This window comes from Undibacterium hunanense (assembly GCF_014284335.1).
Taxonomy (GTDB): domain Bacteria; phylum Pseudomonadota; class Gammaproteobacteria; order Burkholderiales; family Burkholderiaceae_D; genus Undibacterium; species Undibacterium hunanense.
In genome coordinates this window covers 82,924-102,740 of sequence record NZ_JACOGF010000002.1, presented here as the reverse complement: position 1 = coordinate 102,740, position 19,817 = coordinate 82,924, and the positions used below count along the sequence as shown (strand labels likewise).

General features: G+C 53.8%; 13 protein-coding genes. 4 read left to right on the top strand and 9 right to left on the bottom strand.

Features of this window, described 5'->3' with window-relative positions:
- Positions 1-142: 142 nt before the first annotated feature.
- Positions 143-952 carry a hypothetical protein gene (locus H8L32_RS03655; RefSeq protein ID WP_186945827.1) on the top strand — a complete coding sequence of 270 codons (810 nt, stop codon included), beginning with the start codon at positions 143-145 and terminating at the stop codon, positions 950-952.
- Between the two features lie 7 nt (positions 953-959).
- Here H8L32_RS03655 and H8L32_RS03650 read toward each other — a convergent pair whose 3' ends face one another.
- Positions 960-2,720 (bottom strand): allantoate amidohydrolase, encoded by a 1,761-nt coding sequence (locus tag H8L32_RS03650; protein ID WP_186945826.1) that lies wholly within the window; start codon positions 2,718-2,720, stop codon positions 960-962.
- A gap of 217 nt (positions 2,721-2,937) precedes the next feature.
- On the opposite strand from H8L32_RS03650, the gene uraH reads away from it, so the two are divergent.
- From uraH to H8L32_RS03635, 3 genes are all read left to right on the top strand, one after another.
- Positions 2,938-3,291, top strand: a complete 354-nt coding sequence (gene uraH / locus H8L32_RS03645) for a hydroxyisourate hydrolase (protein ID WP_186945825.1) — start codon at positions 2,938-2,940, stop codon at positions 3,289-3,291.
- Between the two features lie 371 nt (positions 3,292-3,662).
- Positions 3,663-4,883 (top strand): urate hydroxylase PuuD, encoded by a 1,221-nt coding sequence (locus H8L32_RS03640; protein ID WP_186945824.1) that lies wholly within the window; start codon positions 3,663-3,665, stop codon positions 4,881-4,883.
- 49 nt (positions 4,884-4,932) lie between these two features.
- Entirely contained in the window at positions 4,933-6,156 is a 1,224-nt protein-coding gene (locus H8L32_RS03635; RefSeq protein WP_186945823.1) for a M20 family metallopeptidase, read from the top strand.
- Positions 6,157-6,247: 91 nt separating this feature from the next.
- Here H8L32_RS03635 and H8L32_RS03630 read toward each other — a convergent pair whose 3' ends face one another.
- From H8L32_RS03630 to H8L32_RS03595, 8 genes are all read right to left on the bottom strand, one after another.
- Positions 6,248-7,528 (bottom strand): aminotransferase class V-fold PLP-dependent enzyme, encoded by a 1,281-nt coding sequence (locus H8L32_RS03630; protein ID WP_230412045.1) that lies wholly within the window; start codon positions 7,526-7,528, stop codon positions 6,248-6,250.
- Entirely contained in the window at positions 7,525-9,921 is a 2,397-nt protein-coding gene (locus tag H8L32_RS03625; RefSeq protein WP_186945822.1) for a TonB-dependent receptor plug domain-containing protein, read from the bottom strand. Before H8L32_RS03625 ends, H8L32_RS03630 begins: the two co-directional genes overlap by 4 nt.
- A gap of 1,102 nt (positions 9,922-11,023) precedes the next feature.
- Complete coding sequence (locus H8L32_RS03620) at positions 11,024-11,212, bottom strand: 4-oxalocrotonate tautomerase (RefSeq protein ID WP_186945821.1); 189 nt, start codon at positions 11,210-11,212, stop codon at positions 11,024-11,026.
- Positions 11,213-11,287: 75 nt separating this feature from the next.
- Complete coding sequence (guaD, locus tag H8L32_RS03615) at positions 11,288-12,619, bottom strand: guanine deaminase (RefSeq protein WP_186945820.1); 1,332 nt, start codon at positions 12,617-12,619, stop codon at positions 11,288-11,290.
- 160 nt (positions 12,620-12,779) lie between these two features.
- On the bottom strand, positions 12,780-13,910 hold the full coding sequence (gene xdhC / locus H8L32_RS03610; RefSeq protein WP_186945819.1) for a xanthine dehydrogenase accessory protein XdhC: 1,131 nt from the start codon (positions 13,908-13,910) through the stop codon (positions 12,780-12,782).
- Positions 13,911-13,935: 25 nt separating this feature from the next.
- Positions 13,936-16,311 carry a xanthine dehydrogenase molybdopterin binding subunit gene (xdhB, locus tag H8L32_RS03605; RefSeq protein WP_186945818.1) on the bottom strand — a complete coding sequence of 792 codons (2,376 nt, stop codon included), beginning with the start codon at positions 16,309-16,311 and terminating at the stop codon, positions 13,936-13,938.
- A 14-nt stretch (positions 16,312-16,325) separates the two neighbouring features.
- Positions 16,326-17,801: a xanthine dehydrogenase small subunit gene (gene xdhA, locus H8L32_RS03600; RefSeq protein ID WP_186945817.1), complete on the bottom strand. Its 1,476-nt coding sequence runs from the start codon at positions 17,799-17,801 to the stop codon at positions 16,326-16,328.
- Between the two features lie 441 nt (positions 17,802-18,242).
- Positions 18,243-19,790 (bottom strand): S41 family peptidase, encoded by a 1,548-nt coding sequence (locus H8L32_RS03595; protein WP_186945816.1) that lies wholly within the window; start codon positions 19,788-19,790, stop codon positions 18,243-18,245.
- Positions 19,791-19,817: the final 27 nt, after the last annotated feature.

Sequence of the window (19,817 nt, the reverse complement as noted above, 5' to 3'; positions counted from 1 at the left end):
TTTAACTCGTAATCAAGGAAAATACCTCGGCTATTTGTAAAAATTTGAAATAGTGTTTTTTTAAAAACAAGTATTTCGTGATACTTTAAGCTTACCGTCGGTACAGGCGGAATTTTTCAAAATACATCAGGGAACCCACAACATGTCCACAACTGCGACTGATCACCTCGCCAGCATCGCCACTGCCTTTCCTAAACGCCGCATGTCCGTACTCGCCACTGGCAAGCCGAACTTGATGACCAATATATGCCTGGGCCTGTTGTTTGTTGCCTTAACCGCAGTGATCGCGTATTTCATGGTGCCGGATCTGATCTATGACTACAAGGTATCCAAAGACCCGGTAATAGATACGCAATCGGAAATACACGGTTCATGCAAAACACGAAAATTCATTTTTGTTGATTGTGATGTCAAGATCAGATACCTGGCCACACCGGGAGACAGTACCATCAAGGAAATCGAACACAGTTTCTGGTTTGTCAGTTTCAGCCCTTCGATGAAAACCGAAGTACTCAGATACAGAAAAGACCCGTCGATGATTACCACATCGATGGCGACTGACCATATTACCAATCGCTTTCTCATGATACTGGGCTTTGGCCTGATATTCGGAGCACTTTCGACCAGCAGTTTTTTGGTTGCCTGGCAAGACTATAAACTGCGCAGCATTGTCAAACACAAACTGATACTGAAACCCATACTGGTGGGCGTCACCAAAATTGAAAACGAGCGCAACGTTACTTTTGAAACCTATACCGGTGGCATCAAGAAAGAACACAGCAACTTCTTGCGTAAAAATGAGCGCCCACTATTTCTGTCTGACCAGAGCGCTGTAGCAGTGGCGGTCGGCGTACCGGAAACCAATTACTTCATACTGCTGGATGAACAACTGACCGTACTGGACTTTACCGACACGGAAAAAACCGAGATCCGCAAAGCAATTGCAGCTTAGGGTAAATCTATTCTTTGGATGTAAAGTTCCGCAAGAAATCCAGCAAGATCTGCGCCGATACGTCGGCGTCATCGGCAGTCATGGTTTCCAGCGGATTGTGGCTGATGCCACCATTGCCACAGCGGGTAAACAGCATGGCCACATCCGTCATCCTGGCGATGGCCATGGCATCATGCCCTGCCCCTGATGGCAGTTCAAATGCTGGCAAACCCGCTCTTTGCGTGGCGGCAGCCAGTTGCTGCATCAGCCAGGGTGCGCAGGGGGCAGCCGGGGCAGCCACGGCCCTGACCACATTGACTTCTATATTGCGGCGCTGACAGACGGCTGCGATATGCGCCAGGATGTCATTGACAGCAGCGTCACGCAGGGCATCATCGGCAGCACGTATATCCAGCGACAGATTGCAGGCACCGGGTATCACATTCACCGAACCATGCGGTACCTGCAATTGCCCCACAGTGCCCACCAGGGATGTTCCGTTTGCACAACGCTGTTCCACGTACAGGATGATTTCTGCCGCAGCGGCAGCGGCATCCTTGCGCATATGCATGGGTGTGGTACCGGCATGGCTGGCTACGCCCTGCAGTTGTACCTGATAACGGCAGCTACCGGCAATCGAGGTGACTATGCCCACAGGCAAGTCACGTCCCAGCAAGACCGGCCCCTGTTCTATATGCACTTCAACAAAGCCCAGTATGTCTGCCCGATCGCGCGCTATCGCGGGGATCTGACCCACATCATGTCCGGCAGCTATCAGGGCATCGCGCATGCTGATACCGGCAGCATCTGTTTTGTCCAGCAAGGCCAGGTCAAACTGGCCGATGATGGCATTACTGCCGAGGAAGGTACTTTTATAGCGCACACCCTCTTCTTCGGAAAAACCAATGACCTCTACATGGAAAGGCAGTTTCTCCGCTCTTTCATGCAAGTGTCTGATAATGGCGATGGGCAGCAATATGCCTTCACGCCCGTCATATTTACCGCCATTGCATACGGTGTCATAGTGGGACCCGGTCATCAGGGTCTTGGCATCCGGCACGTCAGACAAATAACGCCCCACGACATTACCTACGGCATCGATATGCACCTGCATGCCGGCTTCGCGCATCCAGGCCGCCAGTTGCCCTGCGGTTTTCTGGTGCGTGGGCGTCATATAGGCGCAGGTCAGGCCATCGGTGTCATCGCTCCAGCTTGCCAGGGTTTCTGACCATTCCATGATGGCAGGGCCGAATTGCAGTGTATGACCCAGCAAATCATTCAGGCGCAATTCGGCGATGCGGCCTATCTGGCGCAGGCATTCTGCCATTTCATCTTCGCGCTGGTTTTTAAACCGGCGCTGGAAGGTGGCGATGATGGCCTGCCGGGTAAAACCCTTGCCATCCGGCCCTTTGACGGCCAGGATGAAGGGGAAGCCAAACTTGCTGTTGTAATCAGCATTCAACTGATGCAGGGTGGCGAATTCTTCCGGGCTACAGTTGTTTAAACCGGCCTTGGCCTGTTCACCGGTAGATTCTTTGGTCAATTCACCCGCTATGGCTGCTTTGCCCGCCAGTTCCGGATGGGCGCGTATCAGGCCCAGTTGTTCATCTTGCGTCGCTGCGGTGACCACGGTTTGCAAAGCCAGCTTCAGCGTGGCGATGCTGGTGAAAGATCTGTGTGCGGCGGCTCTTTCCGGTATCCAGGGAGAATGTTCATAGATACCATGCAAAATTTGCACAAATTCCGCCGCCGCGCAGTGGTTCAGATGGTCCAGGGTGGTAGTCGTCATCGCTCAGCCTTGGCTAAATGTTGAAAATGGGCACGGATATTATCCAGGCATGATCATGTAGCATGAACGCAACTCCGCACAATTCAGACACAGCAACGCATTTCTGACTTCATGCCATCTTCATGATCTATATATCTTCGATAGTATATTGATAGACTGCCGGAAGTATAAGATTTAGCTGATAGCGTATTTCAAGACATCAATATAGGAGTTCACGATGGGAAAGCTCAGTACACATGTGCTCGATATCAGCATAGGCAAACCCGGTGCAGGTGTGCAGGTGGCCTTGTACGCGGTTGAAGCAGGCCATAAGACCTTGCTGAAAACCGAGGTCACCAACCATGATGGCCGCTGCAATGCGCCCCTGCTGGAGGGCGACAGCCTGAAACCCGGTCAGTACGAACTGGTCTTTGCCGCTGGTGATTACTTCGATAAACAGGGTGTAGAGCTGCCCAGCCCCAAGTTCATAGACCGCGTGACCCTGGCATTTGGCGTGGCAGATGCGAGCCAGAATTACCATGTGCCATTGGTAGTATCACCGTGGGCGTATTCGACCTACCGGGGTAGTTAATTGATGATGTGATGAAGCATTAGCCTCGCAGGCACTTGCCTATATGGAAATCCGTATTTTTACTATACTGTGTTGTCTATATAGTTTGCTGGGAAAAAGTTTATTGTTGACAAACATCCTCAAGTTTTTTCCTATTGCCCTTGCCGATCAAAAGTCGGCAGGCGGCCATAGTGAAATCTGCTGTAAATAAAGAACAACTAAAGAGCAACTGTGGTTTTTCGGTGTTAAATTCGTAAACAAAAATGACGTTTCTGGAAGTCATTGTCCTGGTCGCAGCGGAGCTGTCATGGTTCGCGACCACTTTGGGATTTTTTATCCCTCTCGTCTGAAGAGCCCGCGGAGGCAGACGAGCTTCAAACATGAGAGAACACATGGAAGCTTTTTTACTTGCGTATGGCACAGAGTGGCTGAACCTGATCGTGCGCTGGCTGCACCTGATCACCGGCATCGCCTGGATCGGCGCCTCCTTCTACTTCGTCTGGCTGGACAACACCATCCGCCCACCCAAGCCGGGATCTGATCTGGCCAACAAAGGGGTCTCCGGCGAACTGTGGGCCGTGCACGGTGGCGGTTTCTATAACCCGCAAAAATACCTGGTCGCCCCCAAGGAATTGCCGGAAGAACTGCACTGGTTCAAATGGGAAGCCTATTCCACCTGGCTATCAGGCTTCGCGATGTTGTTTATCGTGTATTACTTCAATGCATCGGCGATGATGATAGACAAGTCTGTCGCCGACCTGTCCAATTGGCAAGCCATAGGCATAGGCCTGGGCACCCTGCTGGTGGGCTGGACCGTGTATGACCTGTTGTGCCGTTCCCCCCTGGGCAAGCGCGATGGCCTGCTCGGCATCGTCATGTTTGTATTTATTGTTGCCGTGGCCTTTGTATTGTCCAAATTGCTCAGCGGGCGTGCTGCCTACATCCATGTCGGTGCCATGATGGGCACGATGATGGTTGGCAATGTGCTCATGCTGATCATCCCCGGCCAGCGCAAGCTGGTCGAAGCCATGAAGCAAGGCAAATCGCCAGACCCCATACACGGCCAGAAGGGCAAGCAACGCAGCGTTCATAATAATTACTTCACATTGCCGGTGCTGTTCATCATGATCAGCAACCACTATGCGATGACCTATAACCATGCCTATAACTGGCTGGTGCTGGCTGTCATTATGGCTGCGGGTGTGTCCATACGTCATTTTTTCAACCTGCGCCACAAGGGCATTACCAACTGGGCTTACCCTGCCGTTGGCGTGGTCTTGTTGCTGGCAGTAGCGATTGCCATCACCCCCAAACCACCGGCAGCGCAAGCCGTAGCGACGGGCCCGGATGCCGCAGCAAGCCAGTTTGCCAAAGTACAATCAATCATCAGTCAGCGCTGTGCCACCTGCCACGCGGCAGCACCTACCCAGCCCGGTTTTGCCACTGCACCAGCGGGTATCCGGCTCGACACTGCTGAGCTGATACATCAGAACGCCGTCAAGGTGAATATGCAGGCAGTACAGTTAAAAGCCATGCCCATAGGGAATTTGACGCAAATGACTGAAGACGAACGCGCCGTCATCGGTGCCTGGTTTCAGGCTGGTGCCAAATAAGCCCGGCAATAAGCCCGGCAATACGTCAGCACAATAGAAAGCAAGCTCAATGAATCACTACCAACAACTCGACGCCTGGATCGACAGCCACTTTGATGAACAGGTTAAATTCCTGCAAGAACTGGTACGCGTGCCCACCGATACCCCACCCGGCAACAATGCGCCACATGCAGACCGCACTGCCGATCTGTTGCAGGACATGGGTATAGCCGCTGAAAAACATGTCGTCCCCGACAGTGAAGTGCAAGCCGCTGGTCTGCAAAGCATCACCAACCTGCTGGTACGCCGTGTGTATGGCCCCGGCAAGACCATCCTGCTGAATGCCCATGGTGATGTAGTGCCACCCGGCGAAGGCTGGACCAAGGCCCCGTATGGCGGTGAAATAGAAAATGGCAACATCTATGGCCGTGCCACTGCTGTCAGTAAATCTGACTTTTCTACCTACACCTTTGCCCTGCGTGCGCTGGAAGCTGTTGCCAAACCCACTGCAGGTACGCTGGAACTGTTATTTACCTATGATGAAGAATTCGGTGGTGAAGTCGGCCCCGGCTGGATGTTGAAACACAAGCTGATCAAGCCTGATCTGATGATTGCCGCCGGTTTTTCTTATCAGGTCATCACTGCCCATAATGGTTGTCTGCAGATGGAAGTCACTGTACACGGCAAGATGGCACATGCGGCAATCCCGGATTCTGGTGTCGACGCACTACAGGCTGCCGTCAAGATATTGAATGCCCTGTATGCGCAAAACACGCTATATAAACAGGTGACATCGAAAGTGGAAGGCATTACCCACCCTTACCTGAATGTGGGCACGATAGAAGGCGGTACCAATACCAATGTCATCCCCGGTCGCGTCACTTTCAAGCTGGACCGCCGTATGATTCCGGAAGAAAACCCGGCAGAAGTCGAAGCCACCCTGCGCCAGCTCATCACCGATACCGCCAACGATCTGCCGGGCATCAGCGTCGATATCAAACGCCTGCTGCTGGCCAATTCCATGCGCCCCCTGCCCGGCAATACACCGCTGGTAGATGCCATACAAAAGCATGGTGAAACCGTATTTGGTGAAGCCATTCCGGCATTGGGTACACCTTTATATACCGACGTGCGCCTGTTTTCAGAAGTGGGAATTCCTGGCGTGATCTATGGTGCGGGGCCACGCACGGTGCTGGAGTCTCATGCCAAGCGCGCCGATGAAAGATTAAACCTGGAAGATTTGCGCAAGGCGACCAAGGTGGTGGCGCGCAGTCTGGTGGATTTGCTGGGCTAAGGTAATGGGTGGTGGGTGATAGGTGGTAATGGAACCCGGCCCTGCGGCCGAGTTCTCTCCAGGCTTTGTCCAACACACGAAGCAAAACCAATCAGGCAGCAACAACTTTCAATGCAGCCACCAGACGATCCATCTGCGCCTCAGAGGTAAAGATGGATGGCGTCACACGCACACAGGCACCAGACGCCAGCCCATTGCGCATGACCGTGAACACCTGATGCTCTTGAAGTAATCGCTTCGCCAGGGCGACATTATCAGCAACAGAGTGACGCCCACGCAGGCGAAACGATGCAATCGCACTGGTCAGGCGTGGATCAGACGAAGCCAGCACATCAATACCGGCTACCCCGCGCACCGCATCCACCCAGCGGTTACGCAAATGGTGCAGCCTGGCCTGCTTGTTGACGACACCGATCTCATCATGCAGGGAAAATGCTGCTGGCAAACTCAGGTAAGCCGCAAAATTGATGGTGCCGGTATGCACACGGGTATTGATATCATCGCCATTGGTCTCGCCCATGTAAGGATCAATATCGCGTACCCGGCCACGCCTGATATACACCGCGCCTACGCCTACCGGTGCACCTATCCATTTATGCAGATTTATTCCAACAAAATCGGCCTGAAGATCAGGGATGCGCATGTCCAGCTGGCCGAAACCATGCGCTGTATCGACAATAGTATCAATGCCTCGCTCGCGTGCCATGCGGCTGATCTCGGCCACCGGCAGCACCATGCCGTTGCGATGATTGACATGCGTCAGCAGCATCATGCGCAGTTTTGGGTAGCGCACCATCGCCTGGGCATAGCAATCAATCAGCGACTGATACGTGGCCGGCTCCGGCATGGAAATCGACACTACTTCGACGCCACGTCTTTCCTTCAGCCATTGCATGCCCTTGATCATGTTGTCGTAATCGACATCGGCACATAACACCACATCACCAGGACGCAAGCGATTGTAACCACCTATCAGTGCCAGCAAGGCTTCGGTGGCGCCGCGTGTGAAGACGATTTCATCAGTGCCTACACCCAGCGCTGCGGCAGTTCTGGCGCGTGCGGCTTCAAAGTCGGCAGGAAACTGTGCCCGGCCATAATAGGCGTTGCTGCGATTGACGCTGGCGGTATGGCGCTGGTAGGTTTCCAGCACAGGCCGCGCCATCGATCCCCAATAACCATTGTCAAGCATCACCACTTCGTCGGTGACGTCGTACATGGATGCAACGGCATTCCAATAGGCAGCATCGGTTGCCAGTGCCGTTGGCAACAGCGCCGGGCGCGATGGCATTGCTGCCTGCACGCTGGCCGGTACCAGTGGCATCAAAGCTGCGGCGCGCAACCAGGCGCGGCGTTTTGGATCAGGCTGTTTCAAAACTTCACCGTATAGTCGATGTAAAGATTGCGACCGTCTGTATCGTAAGGTGCGTTGCGCGAGTAAATCAGGCCACGGCTGGCCTGAAACACGGCTTCATCCGGATACTTGTTGAATACATTGTCAATACCAAAACGCAGCGACTGTTTGGGCGTGATCTTGTAGCTGCCCGCCAGGTCAAAGAAATGCATCGCACCAAAACGCTGGAAGATGTCACCAGTGGCATTACCTGTACTGTCAGTCCAGGCACCATAATAGCGTACCCGCGCCAATGCAGCCCATGAAGTGGTGTCATAAGCGGCACTCAGCGTTGCCTTCTGGCGCGGCAGACGTTCTTCGAATATGGTGCGCTGGCTGCTGTTGGTGGCAACACTCGATCTGCCACCATCAACTGTGGTACGGTTGTAATTGTATGCCAGCGTGAAGTTCAGTTTGTCTCTGCCGAGCAAGGTCAGGTAATTGCCAACCACATCAATACCGCGCGTGGTGGTATCGAAATCATTGGTGAAGTAATTGATGGATGTATAACGCAATGGGTTGGCAACACCTGCCGGTACTGCAAACGATGCCGACGTACTGAAGCGGTCACTCAGTTTGATGTCATAGAAATCGACTGAACCGGACAGGCCCAGTGCCGTCTTCCACGTTACACCCAGTGACAGGTTTTTCGATTCTTCCGGCTTGAGCGGCTTGGCACCAAGGGCGATGGCCAGCGGATCAGTATTTGATAAACGGCCACTGGTGAACACCAGCAAGGTCTTGGTATCGAGACCCTGCGTAGTGCTGTTGGTGTTGAGTTGCCCGGGCGTAGGAGCACGGAAACCAGTCGAGTAAGAACCACGAATGGCGAAGTCGGGTGTCACTGCATAACGTGCCGACAGTTTGCCATTGGTGGTATTGCCAAATTCAGAAAAATTTTCATAACGCAATGCTGCACCAAGGGTAAAGCTTTTGCTCACGGGTGCTTCGACATCAAGGTAAGCCGCATAACTGTCCTGCCCCCATTTGCCAGCCTGACGATCACTAAAGCCTGGTGCGCCGTTGGAGTTGGCATCCAGACCAATCGCAGCACCCGGACCTACGGTGTACGAGGCGACGTCACCGGCGCGTACTTTGTAGGTTTCATTACGGAACTCGGCACCAAAGGCAAGGTTGACAGGCTGCGCCAGTGCTGCCATGCGCCATTCATAATTGAAATTGGCATTGAGCAGTTTTTCTTCCTGCGTCAGGCGACCCAGGTAAAACGCCGTGGGGCTGAGTGGTCCCATGGAGGCATTGATGGAATTGCTCATGCTGTAGTCGATGGCATTGCGGCCATAAGATGCACTGACATCCCACGCCAGCTCATCACTGAAACGGCCACGCAGGCCAGCGAGCCAGTGCACATCATTTTGCTCATTGCTGTACTGCGGACTAAAGCCGGCTGGATAAATGCTGCGTACATCCCAGCCTGGAAACACCGTACTGGTTTTGTACACCGTGGTGCTGGTATCCGGATTACGCCAGTTGAAGTCAGACGTGCTATCGCTATGTGCCAGCAGAGCATAGCTGTACAACACGGTTTCACCACCCAGATTGAAGCTGGAGTTATAACCTATACGCTGACTCTTGAGGTCAGGCTGGCCCCAGCGCTGCACAGGATTTGGCACCTTCAATTCGGGATGCGCTGCCTGCAATGCAATCGCATCAACACGCTGGCGAGTACGCGAGGTTGGGTCAGACTGCATGGCTTCGGCAAACACCAGCACGCGGTTATCTCCGAATGCAAAGCCATGCTTGAAACGCACTTCATTGGACTTGCCGTCACCTTCGCCATATTGTGAATGCTGCGCTGTTATTTCTGTACCCGGCGTATCGTCAAGGATGATATTGATGACGCCAGCGATGGCATCTGAACCATACTGTGCCGATGCACCATCACGCAATACCTCAATACGTTTGATCGCACTGGTTGGTATCTGCGCCAGATCAGCCGCCTGTGCCCCGCGTGAACCAAGCAGCGCACTGCGGTGGAAACGGCGACCATTGACCAGCACCAGCGTCTGGTCCGGCGACAGCCCACGCAGGGTCGCCGGACGCACGAATACCTGGCCATCAGCCATAGGCAAACGCTGCACCACGTAGGATGGCACCAGTTGCGCCAGCACATCATTCAGATCCGATGATTCGACGGAAGCAATATCTTCACGGCTGAAGACGTCGACCGGTGCCAGCGTATCAAACTGGGTACGGTTACTGACCCGCGTACCAGTCACAACCACCGCTTGCGGCGTATCAGTGGCACTGGCAATTTGTGCAGCTTGCGCGGAGGTATTCTGTGCATGAGCATTGATCAATGCATTGCAGGCGCAAAACGCTGCGGCGCTGGCAATTTGGCTACGTTTGATGTTCATCGGTACTTTTCAGGTATGGTAAGAATCGGCGACAATTTCCATGAGGCTTGTTCAATGAAATTTTTTTTCAATGAAATATTTATTCGTGGAAATAAACTGCCGAGAGCTTAACGAGTCTGTGTGACAGTGTTATTACCGCCGTCAAGTGGCATGGCGGGGTGCCAGTGGGTCTTTAGCGAGCATAGTGATGCCGCAAGTTTGAATTGCCGTAGACACTTAGCGGCAATCACCATGTCGTCGCTCCAGCGAAGGCTGGAGCCTACCGGGCTGGCGCTCCAGTGGCGTTTGTTGTATGCGTAATGCATTTTATTATTGAATTTAGTATGCGTTGAGATATGGTTTTTATCAACGACATACGTTGAATTGAGATTGCTGGCCGGGGGTAGCCCGGCGGCTACTCACTTTTCTTTTCTTGCAAAGAAAAGTAAGCAAAAGAATGCGCCCGCGGCGTCGCTGCCCCTTCGGGGTCCCCGTTTGTGCAGTACAAAAAATGGGAAGGTCCGCAACTCGCTTCGCTCAAACATCGGCCCTTCTTTTTCCATTTTCTGTACCGCACAAACGGCATCGCCACAGCGGAACTGCGAGGGTCAAAAACAACAGCAAAATCAAAAACAGCTTCAACGTCAAAAGCAACGGCAACCCCAAAAACCCAAGTTAATTAACGGTATTCATCACAATTTAAGTTTCGGTTGCATTGCCGTTGGTGTTGCTGTTGACTCTGCTTTTGCTTTTGACCTTCACCCGCTTGGGACGATGTAATTTGTGCTTCACAGAAAATGGAAAAAGAAGATCCGATGTTTGAGCGAAGCGAGTTGCGGATCTTCCCATTTTTTGGGATGCACAAATTATGCTGAAGCGTAGCGTAAGCACCCGAAGGGCGAGTCTGCGGTCGCCTTTCTTTGATTCCTTTCTTTGGCGAAGCAAAGAAAGGAATTCGGCCGCCGGGCCGAGACCCGGCTTGCATCCACGAAGGGCGATCGCTTTACACACAACACGATATGCCACGACAGACACTAGGCTCCAGCCTTCGCTGGAGCGACGAATTTATGATTGCCGTTACTCAAAAACAAAGCGCCCTCGCTCAAGAAAAAGAAACCACCCCTCAGTTCTTGTCAGACCACAAAATTCCCCCTGACGCCCAATCCTCCCGCTTCACTTCCTGTATAACAATATCCACCGCCTCTGCCGAACAACCCAAGGTCTGGCAACTGGCCTCGGTCACTGCTTTGACAAAGGCACGCTTTTGTTCCAGCGTGCGGCCTTCAAACATTTGTACATTGATGGTGGGCATGATGTGTCCTTAGGAAAATACGGGCGATTCAAATTGATGCAGCAGCCAGCATCATAAGTCAGTTGCCACAGAATTTCACGCCTGGCGTTGATGCACGCATTTGCCCGCTGCATAGGTTGCCAGTACAGTGCGGTCATCGCCCAGCAAGGCCAGTGCAAACAACAATTCCTCCAGGCTTTCTGTATGATTTGTACGACGTGCCAGCATGGGTGTGGCTTGCGGGTCGAGGACGATGAAATCGGCTTCGGCATCCTTGACGAAATTGCCTATCGTGCCTTCCAGTTGCATGCTGCGGGCACCGCCTAATGTCGCCAGATAAAACATGCGCAGGGCAGGCAGATAGGTACCACCAAGGCGTGCCATTTTATAGGCTTCATTCATGGTGCGCAGCATGGAGAATGAGGTGCCGCCGCCCACATCGGTTGCCAGTGACAGGCTGACCTGCTGGGCATCGGCGCGTTCGAAATTGAACAGGCCACTGCCGAGAAAGAGATTCGAGGTCGGGCACATTGCCACTGCCGATTGCGTTTCTGCCATGCGCGCGCGGTCTGCATCATCCAGCCAGATGCAATGTCCGTACATGGCGCGTGGACGCAGCATGTCATATTGGTCGTACACATCCAGATAACTGCGGGCCTTGGGGTACAAGGCTTTGACCCAGGCCACTTCGTCGGCATTTTCTGCCACATGGGTCTGCAGGAAGGCGTCGGGATAGGCTTGTGCCAGTTCACCGGCCAGTTGCATTTGCACATCGCTGGACGTTGGTGCAAAACGCGGCGTGATCGCATATAACTGGCGGCCGCGTTTATGCCATTTCTTGAGCAGGGTCTCGCTGTCGCGTATGCCGCCTTCTGCTGTATCGCGTAAAAATTCGGGGCAATGCCTGTCCATCAGCACCTTGCCGGCCACCATGCGCAGATTGCGGGCTTCACTTTCGGTGAAGAAGGCTTCGACAGATTCCGGATGCACGGTGCAATACACCATGGCGGTAGTGGTACCGCTGCGCAGCAGTTCGTCAAGGAAGAAACGTGCCACATCGGCGCTGTGATTGATGTCGCCGAACTGGCGTTCAGTCGGGAAGGTATACGTCTCCAGCCAGGGTAGCAAACCCGGTGCCGGCGAGGCAATCATGTCGGTTTGTGGATAGTGGATATGGGTATCAATAAAACCCGGCACGATGAGCTTGCCACGGTAATCAATAATTTCTGCCCCGGCTGGCAGGCTGGTACGCAGTTGCGCATACTCGCCAGCAGCAAGGATTTTGCCATCTGCGACAATCAGCAGGCCGTCTTCATGCCAGGCACAGGCATTTTCATGAAAAGCCGGGTCTTGCTGAAAATGCAGCACACTGGCGCGGTAGGCTTGCAGGCCGGACTGGTGCAGGCTGTCTGGTGAAATGGTGCTCATAAAATGCTACTCATACTGGGGTCTTTTCTGAAATCTTGTCTTGCAGGCGCAATCAAACCAGACTGCTGCTTATCACGTAATCAAGCAATAAGGCAAACTGGTCTGGTATCACATTCGCAGTTAGTTGTGTAATTGGGTGCTAAGCGCTAACAGCGAGAGTTTAACGCTTAGCCAGCAAGTGGCACGTATCTGGTACCAGTTTTTCTGTATTTGCTACAGAGAGATGCTGGCCAGCCTGCCCATCTGCGCGCGCAAGTACACGGCCAAGTTCATTTTTTTGGCGGATTTCATGCTCTTCCCATACCTGCAAGAGCTGGGCCACCACCGATGCCGCAATCACGGCTGGTTGCTTGCCATGGATGCCGGGCAAGCCTATGGGGCAGACCATGTCATCCAGCCATGCGGTCGGTATGCCGCGTTCCAGCAGGCGACGTTCAAACTGCACGCGCTTGGTTTGTGAGCCGATGAGACCAAACCAGCTCGCGTCATGACGTCGCAAAATATGTTCGGACAGTTTTTGATCCAGCCCATGACTATGCGTCATGACCAGGAAGGATGTGCCTGGAGCAGCAGCAGCGATCAAAGCTTCTGGCGTATCGGTCGCTTCGACCGTGACATTCGCCGCCAGCCTGGTCGGGAACATATCTTCCCTTTCATCCACCCAGGTGATACGGCAAGGCAGATCTGCCAGGGCACGCACAATGGCCGCACCGACATGGCCGGCACCAAACAACATCAGGTGGGCGCGGTAAGCCAGGCAAGAATCCAGCAACCAGCGTTGCCCTGCAGTATCGGTCAAGACCTGGCAGGGTGTCTGTAAATCGATTTGCAAGGGCAGGTCAGCAGGCCAGGCCGGGCCAGCCAGATGCTTGCCATCGGCATCACATAGCATCGGTGGCAGGTCGCTGTCCAGCGCCAGTAAACGCCAGCTATCCTGCCCCAGGTGCCAGCGCTGGTTCAGCTTGTTCATGTACGCCGCGCTGTCAGCCTGCACGCGTTCAAATGCCAGATGCACAACCCCACCGCAACACTGACCCAGACTGGGGCCAAGCGGAAACCGTTCAAGGCGGCGTTGTGCGGCCAGCTCAGATTCAGGCATGGCCAGCATGCTGCGGGCAATTTCTGTCGCCTTCATTTCCAGATGGCCACCACCTATGGTGTCAAACAGTTCGTCCGCCGTGACCAGCATCCTGGCCCCCGGTTCACGCGGACCAGAACCCAATACCCTGGCAACTGTCACCAGAATCTTTGGTGCAGGCTGGCTGGCAATAGCGTTTAACCAATGGTACATGGCAGGCTCACTCCGGTTTCACGGTTCAGGCTGTCTGCACGGCCGCAGCCATGCTTTCGACAGCGTTAATGGCATTCAGGATTGCTTCGCTGGTTGCCGGTGCATTCAGCGGCGGGTTATGGCGATATCCGGCAACGCTGGCAATCGCATCCCGTATCGCAAAAAACACCGAGAATGGCAACAACAACGGTGGTTCACCCACGGCCTTGGACCTGTGTATGCTGTCCTGCACATTCCTGTTCTTGTACAGGCTGACGCGGAAATCTTCAGGACAATCCGATATCGCCGGTATCTTGTACGTCGAAGGCGCATGCGTCATCAGCTTGCCACCCTTGTTCCACCACAATTCTTCTGTCGTCAGCCAACCCATGCCCTGGATGAAAGCGCCTTCGACCTGGCCAATGTCGATGGCGGGATTGAGTGAATTACCGGCATCGTACAGCGCATCGGCACGCAACAGTTTCCATTCGCCGGTCAGGGTATCGACGATGACTTCGGATACCGAAGCACCATAGGCAAAATAAGAAAAAGGATTGCCGCTCATGGTCTTTGGATCCCAGTGCAGGCCGGGTGTCGCATAAAAACCGTCAGACCACAATTGCACTCGCGCCAGGTAGGCTTTTTGTACCAGTGCTTCAAACGGAATATCCAGACCATTGACGCTGACCAGGCCCGCTGCAAAGCGCACGTCCGCCGGTTCACCGCCATAGGTTTTCACTGCAAATTCAGCCAGGCGCTGGCGCAGGGTATGCGCGGCATTTTGTGCCGCCTTGCCGTTCAGATCGGCACCGGTAGACGCTGCGGTGGCCGAAGTATTGGCGACCTTGCTGGTATCGGTGGCGGTAGCACGCACCTTGTCCAGGTTCAGCCCCAGTTCATGCGCCACCACCTGACATACCTTGGTATTCACGCCCTGCCCCATTTCACAGCCACCATGGTTCACCAGCACCGAGCCATCGGTATAGATGTGCACCAGTGCACCAGCCTGGTTCAGATGGGTGACGTTGAAGGCAATACCAAACTTCACCGGTGTAAAGGCCAGGCCTTTCTTCAATACCGGGCTATGGGCATTGAAAGCTTTGATGTCGGCACGGCGCTGCTGATAATCGCTGCTGATTTCCAGTTCAGCCGTCAGTTCATGAATGATGTTATCGACTATGGTCTGCCCATACTGGGTGACATTGCGGCCTTCGGCATCGTTGCGGCCATAGAAATTGATTTTGCGGATATCGAGCGCATCCTTGTTCAGGTTGCGGGCGATTTCATCGATGATGTATTCAATCGCTATCGCACCCTGCGGGCCACCAAAACCACGGAAAGCGGTGTTCGACTGGGTATTGGTCTTGCCGCACATGGCGCGGATATCCACATCACCCAGATAGTAGGTATTATCGAAATGGCAGACGGCACGAGTGGCCACCGGTGCCGACAGATCAGCAGAGAAACCGGCACGTGACACCATCTCGACCCTGGCGGCAATGATGCGGCCTTCATCATCGTGACCGACTTCATAGTCATAGTAAAAACAATGACGCTTGCCGGTGACCATCATATCGTCATCACGGTCAGCGCGCAGTTTGACTGGCCGTTTCAGATGGGCGGCAGAAATAGCCGCTGCCGCTGCCCATAATGCAGACTGTGATTCCTTGCCACCAAAACCACCACCCATGCGACGACATTCAACCACGATGTTATGGCTGTGTACACCCAGCGCATGTGCAACCACGTGCTGCATTTCACTGGGATGCTGGGTAGAACACAAGACCAACATGCCCCTGTCTTCTTTGGGAATCGCGTAAGAAATCTGGCCTTCGAGATAAAACTGCTCTTGCCCGCCCACATACAACTCACCCTTGACACGGTGTGGCGATCTTTCGAACGCGGCCTGCGCATCACCTCGCTGCAAATGCATGGGCGGCACGACAAAAGACTGGGCCTGTCTGGCTTCTTGCGGTGTCAGTATGGCTTGCAATTCTTCATAGACAATCTCGGCCTTGCGTACAGCACGGCGGGCGTTGTCATGGGTATCGGCGACGACGATGAAGATGGGTTGGCCTACATATTCCACCAGACCCGCAGACAAGATAGGGTCATCATGGATGATGGGCCCGCAATCATTGGTGCCGGGTATATCTTTGGCGGTGTATACCGCCACCACGCCACGTGCACTTTTTACTGCATCAAAATTCATGGCCAGAATATGTGCATGCGCTTTGGATGACAGGCCCAGAGCAGCATGCAGCGTACCTTGCAGCTCGGGAATGTCATCGGTATACCGTGCTTCGCCAAGCACATGTAAAACTGCCGATTCATGCGGATGTGATTTGCCGACTTCGGCCCAGTCTGCGTCAGCAGCAGTCTGGTTTTTATCTTTCAGAAAAGCATCAGTTTGGGTATTCATGTTTTCTCCTGAGCTTATGCTGTAACAGATGCAAACACGTTCACGGCCTGCAACGTCAAAGGCGCCGTAGTCCGGGTTTCCAGCCAGAAGCGACGCAAGAGATTTTGCGCAGTCTGCATGCGATAGGTATTACTGGCGCGCATATCGGTCAGCGGTGTGTAATCCTGTGCCAGTAAGGTCATGGCCTGCTTCAGTGTGGCTTCATTCCAGATCTGGCCGTTCAATGCCGCTTCTGCCAGCGGTGCACGACGGGATGTCGCGGCCATGCCACCAAAAGCGATATGTGCATTACGCACGATGTCACCATCCAGCGTGATGGCAAAGGCAGCGCAAACGGCAGAGATGTCCTGATCATGGCGTTTCGCCAGTTTATAAGTGCGGAATTGCTGCCCGGTTTTTGGCAGAGGGATACGCACGGCTTCGACAAATTCGCCTGGCTGCATATCCTTTTTCATATAGTCGAGATAAAAATCTTGCAGCAAGAGTACGCGCTGGCCATGCACGCTGCGCAAGACGATTTCTGACCCGAGGGCAATCATCCACGGTGCAGAATCGCCAATCGGCGACCCATTGGCGACACTGCCACCCAGGGTGCCGGTATTGCGTATCGGTTGCGAGGCAAAGCGCTGCCACATCTCGGTCAGTTCATCCGGATAATGCTGGCAGACAGCGCCATAGGCATCATTCAGCGACACGGCAGCACCGATCTCCAGCATGCCATTCACTTCGCTGATGTGCTGTAGCTCATCGACTTCGCGCACATAGATGATATTGCCCAGGTCGCGCATTTGCTTGGTGACCCACAGGCCAACATCCGTGGACCCGGCAAGTATGGTCGCCTGTGGCTGCTCGGCGCGTACCTGCGCCAATTGTTGCAGCGTACGCGGCGCATAAAAAGTCTGGCCATCTGCGCTGTATGTGAACATCTCGCCACGCTGCAAGCCTTGCAGGCCGCTGATGATGGCAGCACGATCAAATTCAGCTACAGGCAATTCACCCATGCGTTTTGCCGCATCAATAATTGGGCGATAACCTGTGCAACGACAAAGGTTACCTGACAGGGTTTCGTCGATTTCCTTACGGCATGGCGGGACTGTGTTGCCTTCTTTTTTCAGGTACAGGCTCCACAGTGACATGGCAAACCCGGGTGTGCAAAAGCCGCATTGCGAGCCATGGCATTCGACCAGGGCTTGCTGCACGGGATGCAAATCTCCATTTTTCTGTTGCAGGTCTTCGACGGTAAACACGGCCTTGCCATCCAGCGTCGGCAAGAACTGTATGCAGGAATTGACGGACTGTAATTCCAGCTTGCCCTGTTTCATTTCACCGATGACAACAGTACAGGCTCCGCAATCCCCTTCGGCACAACCTTCCTTGGTACCGGTACAATGACGGTCTTCGCGCAAATGCTGCAACAGTGTGCGCGTCGGTGCCACATCCCCGACCTGCTGGATTTGGCCCTGGAAGTAGAAACGGATGGGGTCAGACATGAATGCTCCAGAATGAAATTCCTAGAACCTGCTTACGATCTGTAGCGAGCGAGCGTCAGCGGGGTCAGGGTAACTAAGCGCAGCGCAAAAAGCGGAATGTACATGTAGTACATGAGCATTTTGAGCAGCACATGAGCCCCGCGTGGACTCCTATTGCGCTCGCACAGTAAGATCGTGAGTAGGTTCTTATGCGGTGAGGTTAGCATCCGTGGCGCTGACATCCATACGTACAACATGATGTTGACTATCCGCACCCCAAAATATGAGCGCCAGGCGGAAGCAACCGCCATCATTCCGCCACTAGCCAGCTATAACTCAGTTACAAGTATAGGCAGTTTGCCGGTCTTCATCCAAAAGCAGTATTTTTAGCGTTTTATTTAATGTTTTAATAAGTACCCCATACACTTTCCCCATTCTGGAGCAGCCACAGCGTGCCTGTGTTTAACGTGCAGGATTAATGCCGGACATGTCCCTTTCCACGGTTTTGATGACACGGGCGGCACGGGCGCGCTCACTTTCGCCAGTGATGGCGTCGATTGGCAAATCCGGTGTGATACCCATGACTTCATCGCTGCCGTCGGCGCGCAGGCGTACACAGTCCGGGGCCTGGAAACTCAGTCCGGAATGCGGCAACACAATAGGCCTGATGGCTTGCATATTGCCGCAACCAGACCCACCAGTGACCGTACCTATGGTTTTTATCACCGCATTGTCTTTCATAATGGCAACAAAGGCTTCCGCAGCGGAACCAACACCACGGTCGGTCAGTACGTAGACCGGGCCGGTCCAGCTGCCTCTGTACTTGTCCACATTGGCAGCCCAGTACATGCGGCTGACATAGCTGGTTTCTGTATCAGTTGAGGCTGGCAGATAGGCATACGGGCCACTGGCAAAGCCAACTTTCGCCAGGTTGGCGCACCCGTCTGCCTGCCAGGGTCTTTGTTCTTGCCATACCCAGGACAGGTCGCAGGAACTGGCAGGCATGTCTTCCCGGGCTTTTTCAAACAGGGCGATTGCAGCCTGCATCGTGCTGCGCTGTGCGGTATGGGCAAATTTGCTGTCCTCATATGTCTTGCGCATAGCTTGTAATTCTTCTTCCAGATAGGCCTGCGCAATCGGGCCTGCGGCCATCAACAAGGACGCAGAATATACGGCACGGGATGTAAACAACCTGGCGCTCCAGTCGCCAAAATCATTGCCGCCACCATTCCCGCCCACATCAACCAGCACCGCCTGCACACCGGCGGCTTTCATACGGACCAGATGTGCCGCCAACACCTCAAACCAGGCATCTGCCATTGCATTCCTGAGTTGCTTTGCAGTGATGTTTTGCTTGCCAGCACTCAGTGTCTTCCAGGCTTGCGCGCACAAGCCCGGATATTCAGCCTCGCGAAAACGTGGAATGCGCACTACCCCCAGTTTGCTGCCCTGTTCCGTGGTGATGATGCCTGCCCGGAACGCTTGTGTCGCACCATCCGATAACAGGGCAAAGCCTGGCAGGCTTTCCAGCGGCAATGAAAATGGCACGCGACTGGTAGAGCCGACACCGATGGCTGCACAGGCGTTCTCCACATCCATGTTTTCAATTGCGACGGCGGGCGGTTCACTTGCTGTCGCGTTAGCTGGTGTGGGTATAGTATTTGAGGAGCGCGTGATCAGACGCAAATGTCCATCATGAAAAGCATCGATAAAATTACGCAGTACTGCTTTCGCCTGTTCATCGTTTTCTGCCAGCGCCAGCGCCTTGCGTGTATATGCATCCAGTTGAGGCAGATTGACTTTAGCCTGCGGGCTGGCAAACCATGCCAGATTTGCATACTGCTTTTGCAATTGCTGTTTCAAAAACACATAATCATCTTGCCAGGCGCGGGCATCAAAAGCTGTCACCAGTGGTGCAGCATGCGCAAGGGAACAGTTAGCCGCCATCAAGGCCATAGCCAGAACAAGCTGGCAGGTTTTATTGTTCTTCATCAAAGTAGTCGTCCACATAGTGCTCGTCCCATCAAAAGCCCCTCA

Bases quoted from the DNA above. Each gene is read 5' to 3' on its own strand.
- H8L32_RS03655 (WP_186945827.1), top strand. From the start codon at position 143: ATGTCCACAACTGCGACTGATCACCTCGCCAGCATCGCCACTGCCTTT.
- H8L32_RS03650 (WP_186945826.1), bottom strand. From the start codon at position 2,720: ATGACGACTACCACCCTGGACCATCTGAACCACTGCGCGGCGGCGGAA.
- uraH (WP_186945825.1), top strand. From the start codon at position 2,938: ATGGGAAAGCTCAGTACACATGTGCTCGATATCAGCATAGGCAAACCC.
- H8L32_RS03640 (WP_186945824.1), top strand. From the start codon at position 3,663: ATGGAAGCTTTTTTACTTGCGTATGGCACAGAGTGGCTGAACCTGATC.
- H8L32_RS03635 (WP_186945823.1), top strand. From the start codon at position 4,933: ATGAATCACTACCAACAACTCGACGCCTGGATCGACAGCCACTTTGAT.
- H8L32_RS03625 (WP_186945822.1), bottom strand. From the start codon at position 9,921: ATGAACATCAAACGTAGCCAAATTGCCAGCGCCGCAGCGTTTTGCGCC.
- H8L32_RS03620 (WP_186945821.1), bottom strand. From the start codon at position 11,212: ATGCCCACCATCAATGTACAAATGTTTGAAGGCCGCACGCTGGAACAA.
- guaD (WP_186945820.1), bottom strand. From the start codon at position 12,619: ATGAGCACCATTTCACCAGACAGCCTGCACCAGTCCGGCCTGCAAGCC.
- xdhC (WP_186945819.1), bottom strand. From the start codon at position 13,910: ATGTACCATTGGTTAAACGCTATTGCCAGCCAGCCTGCACCAAAGATT.
- xdhB (WP_186945818.1), bottom strand. From the start codon at position 16,311: ATGAATACCCAAACTGATGCTTTTCTGAAAGATAAAAACCAGACTGCT.
- xdhA (WP_186945817.1), bottom strand. From the start codon at position 17,801: ATGTCTGACCCCATCCGTTTCTACTTCCAGGGCCAAATCCAGCAGGTC.
- H8L32_RS03595 (WP_186945816.1), bottom strand. From the start codon at position 19,790: ATGTGGACGACTACTTTGATGAAGAACAATAAAACCTGCCAGCTTGTT.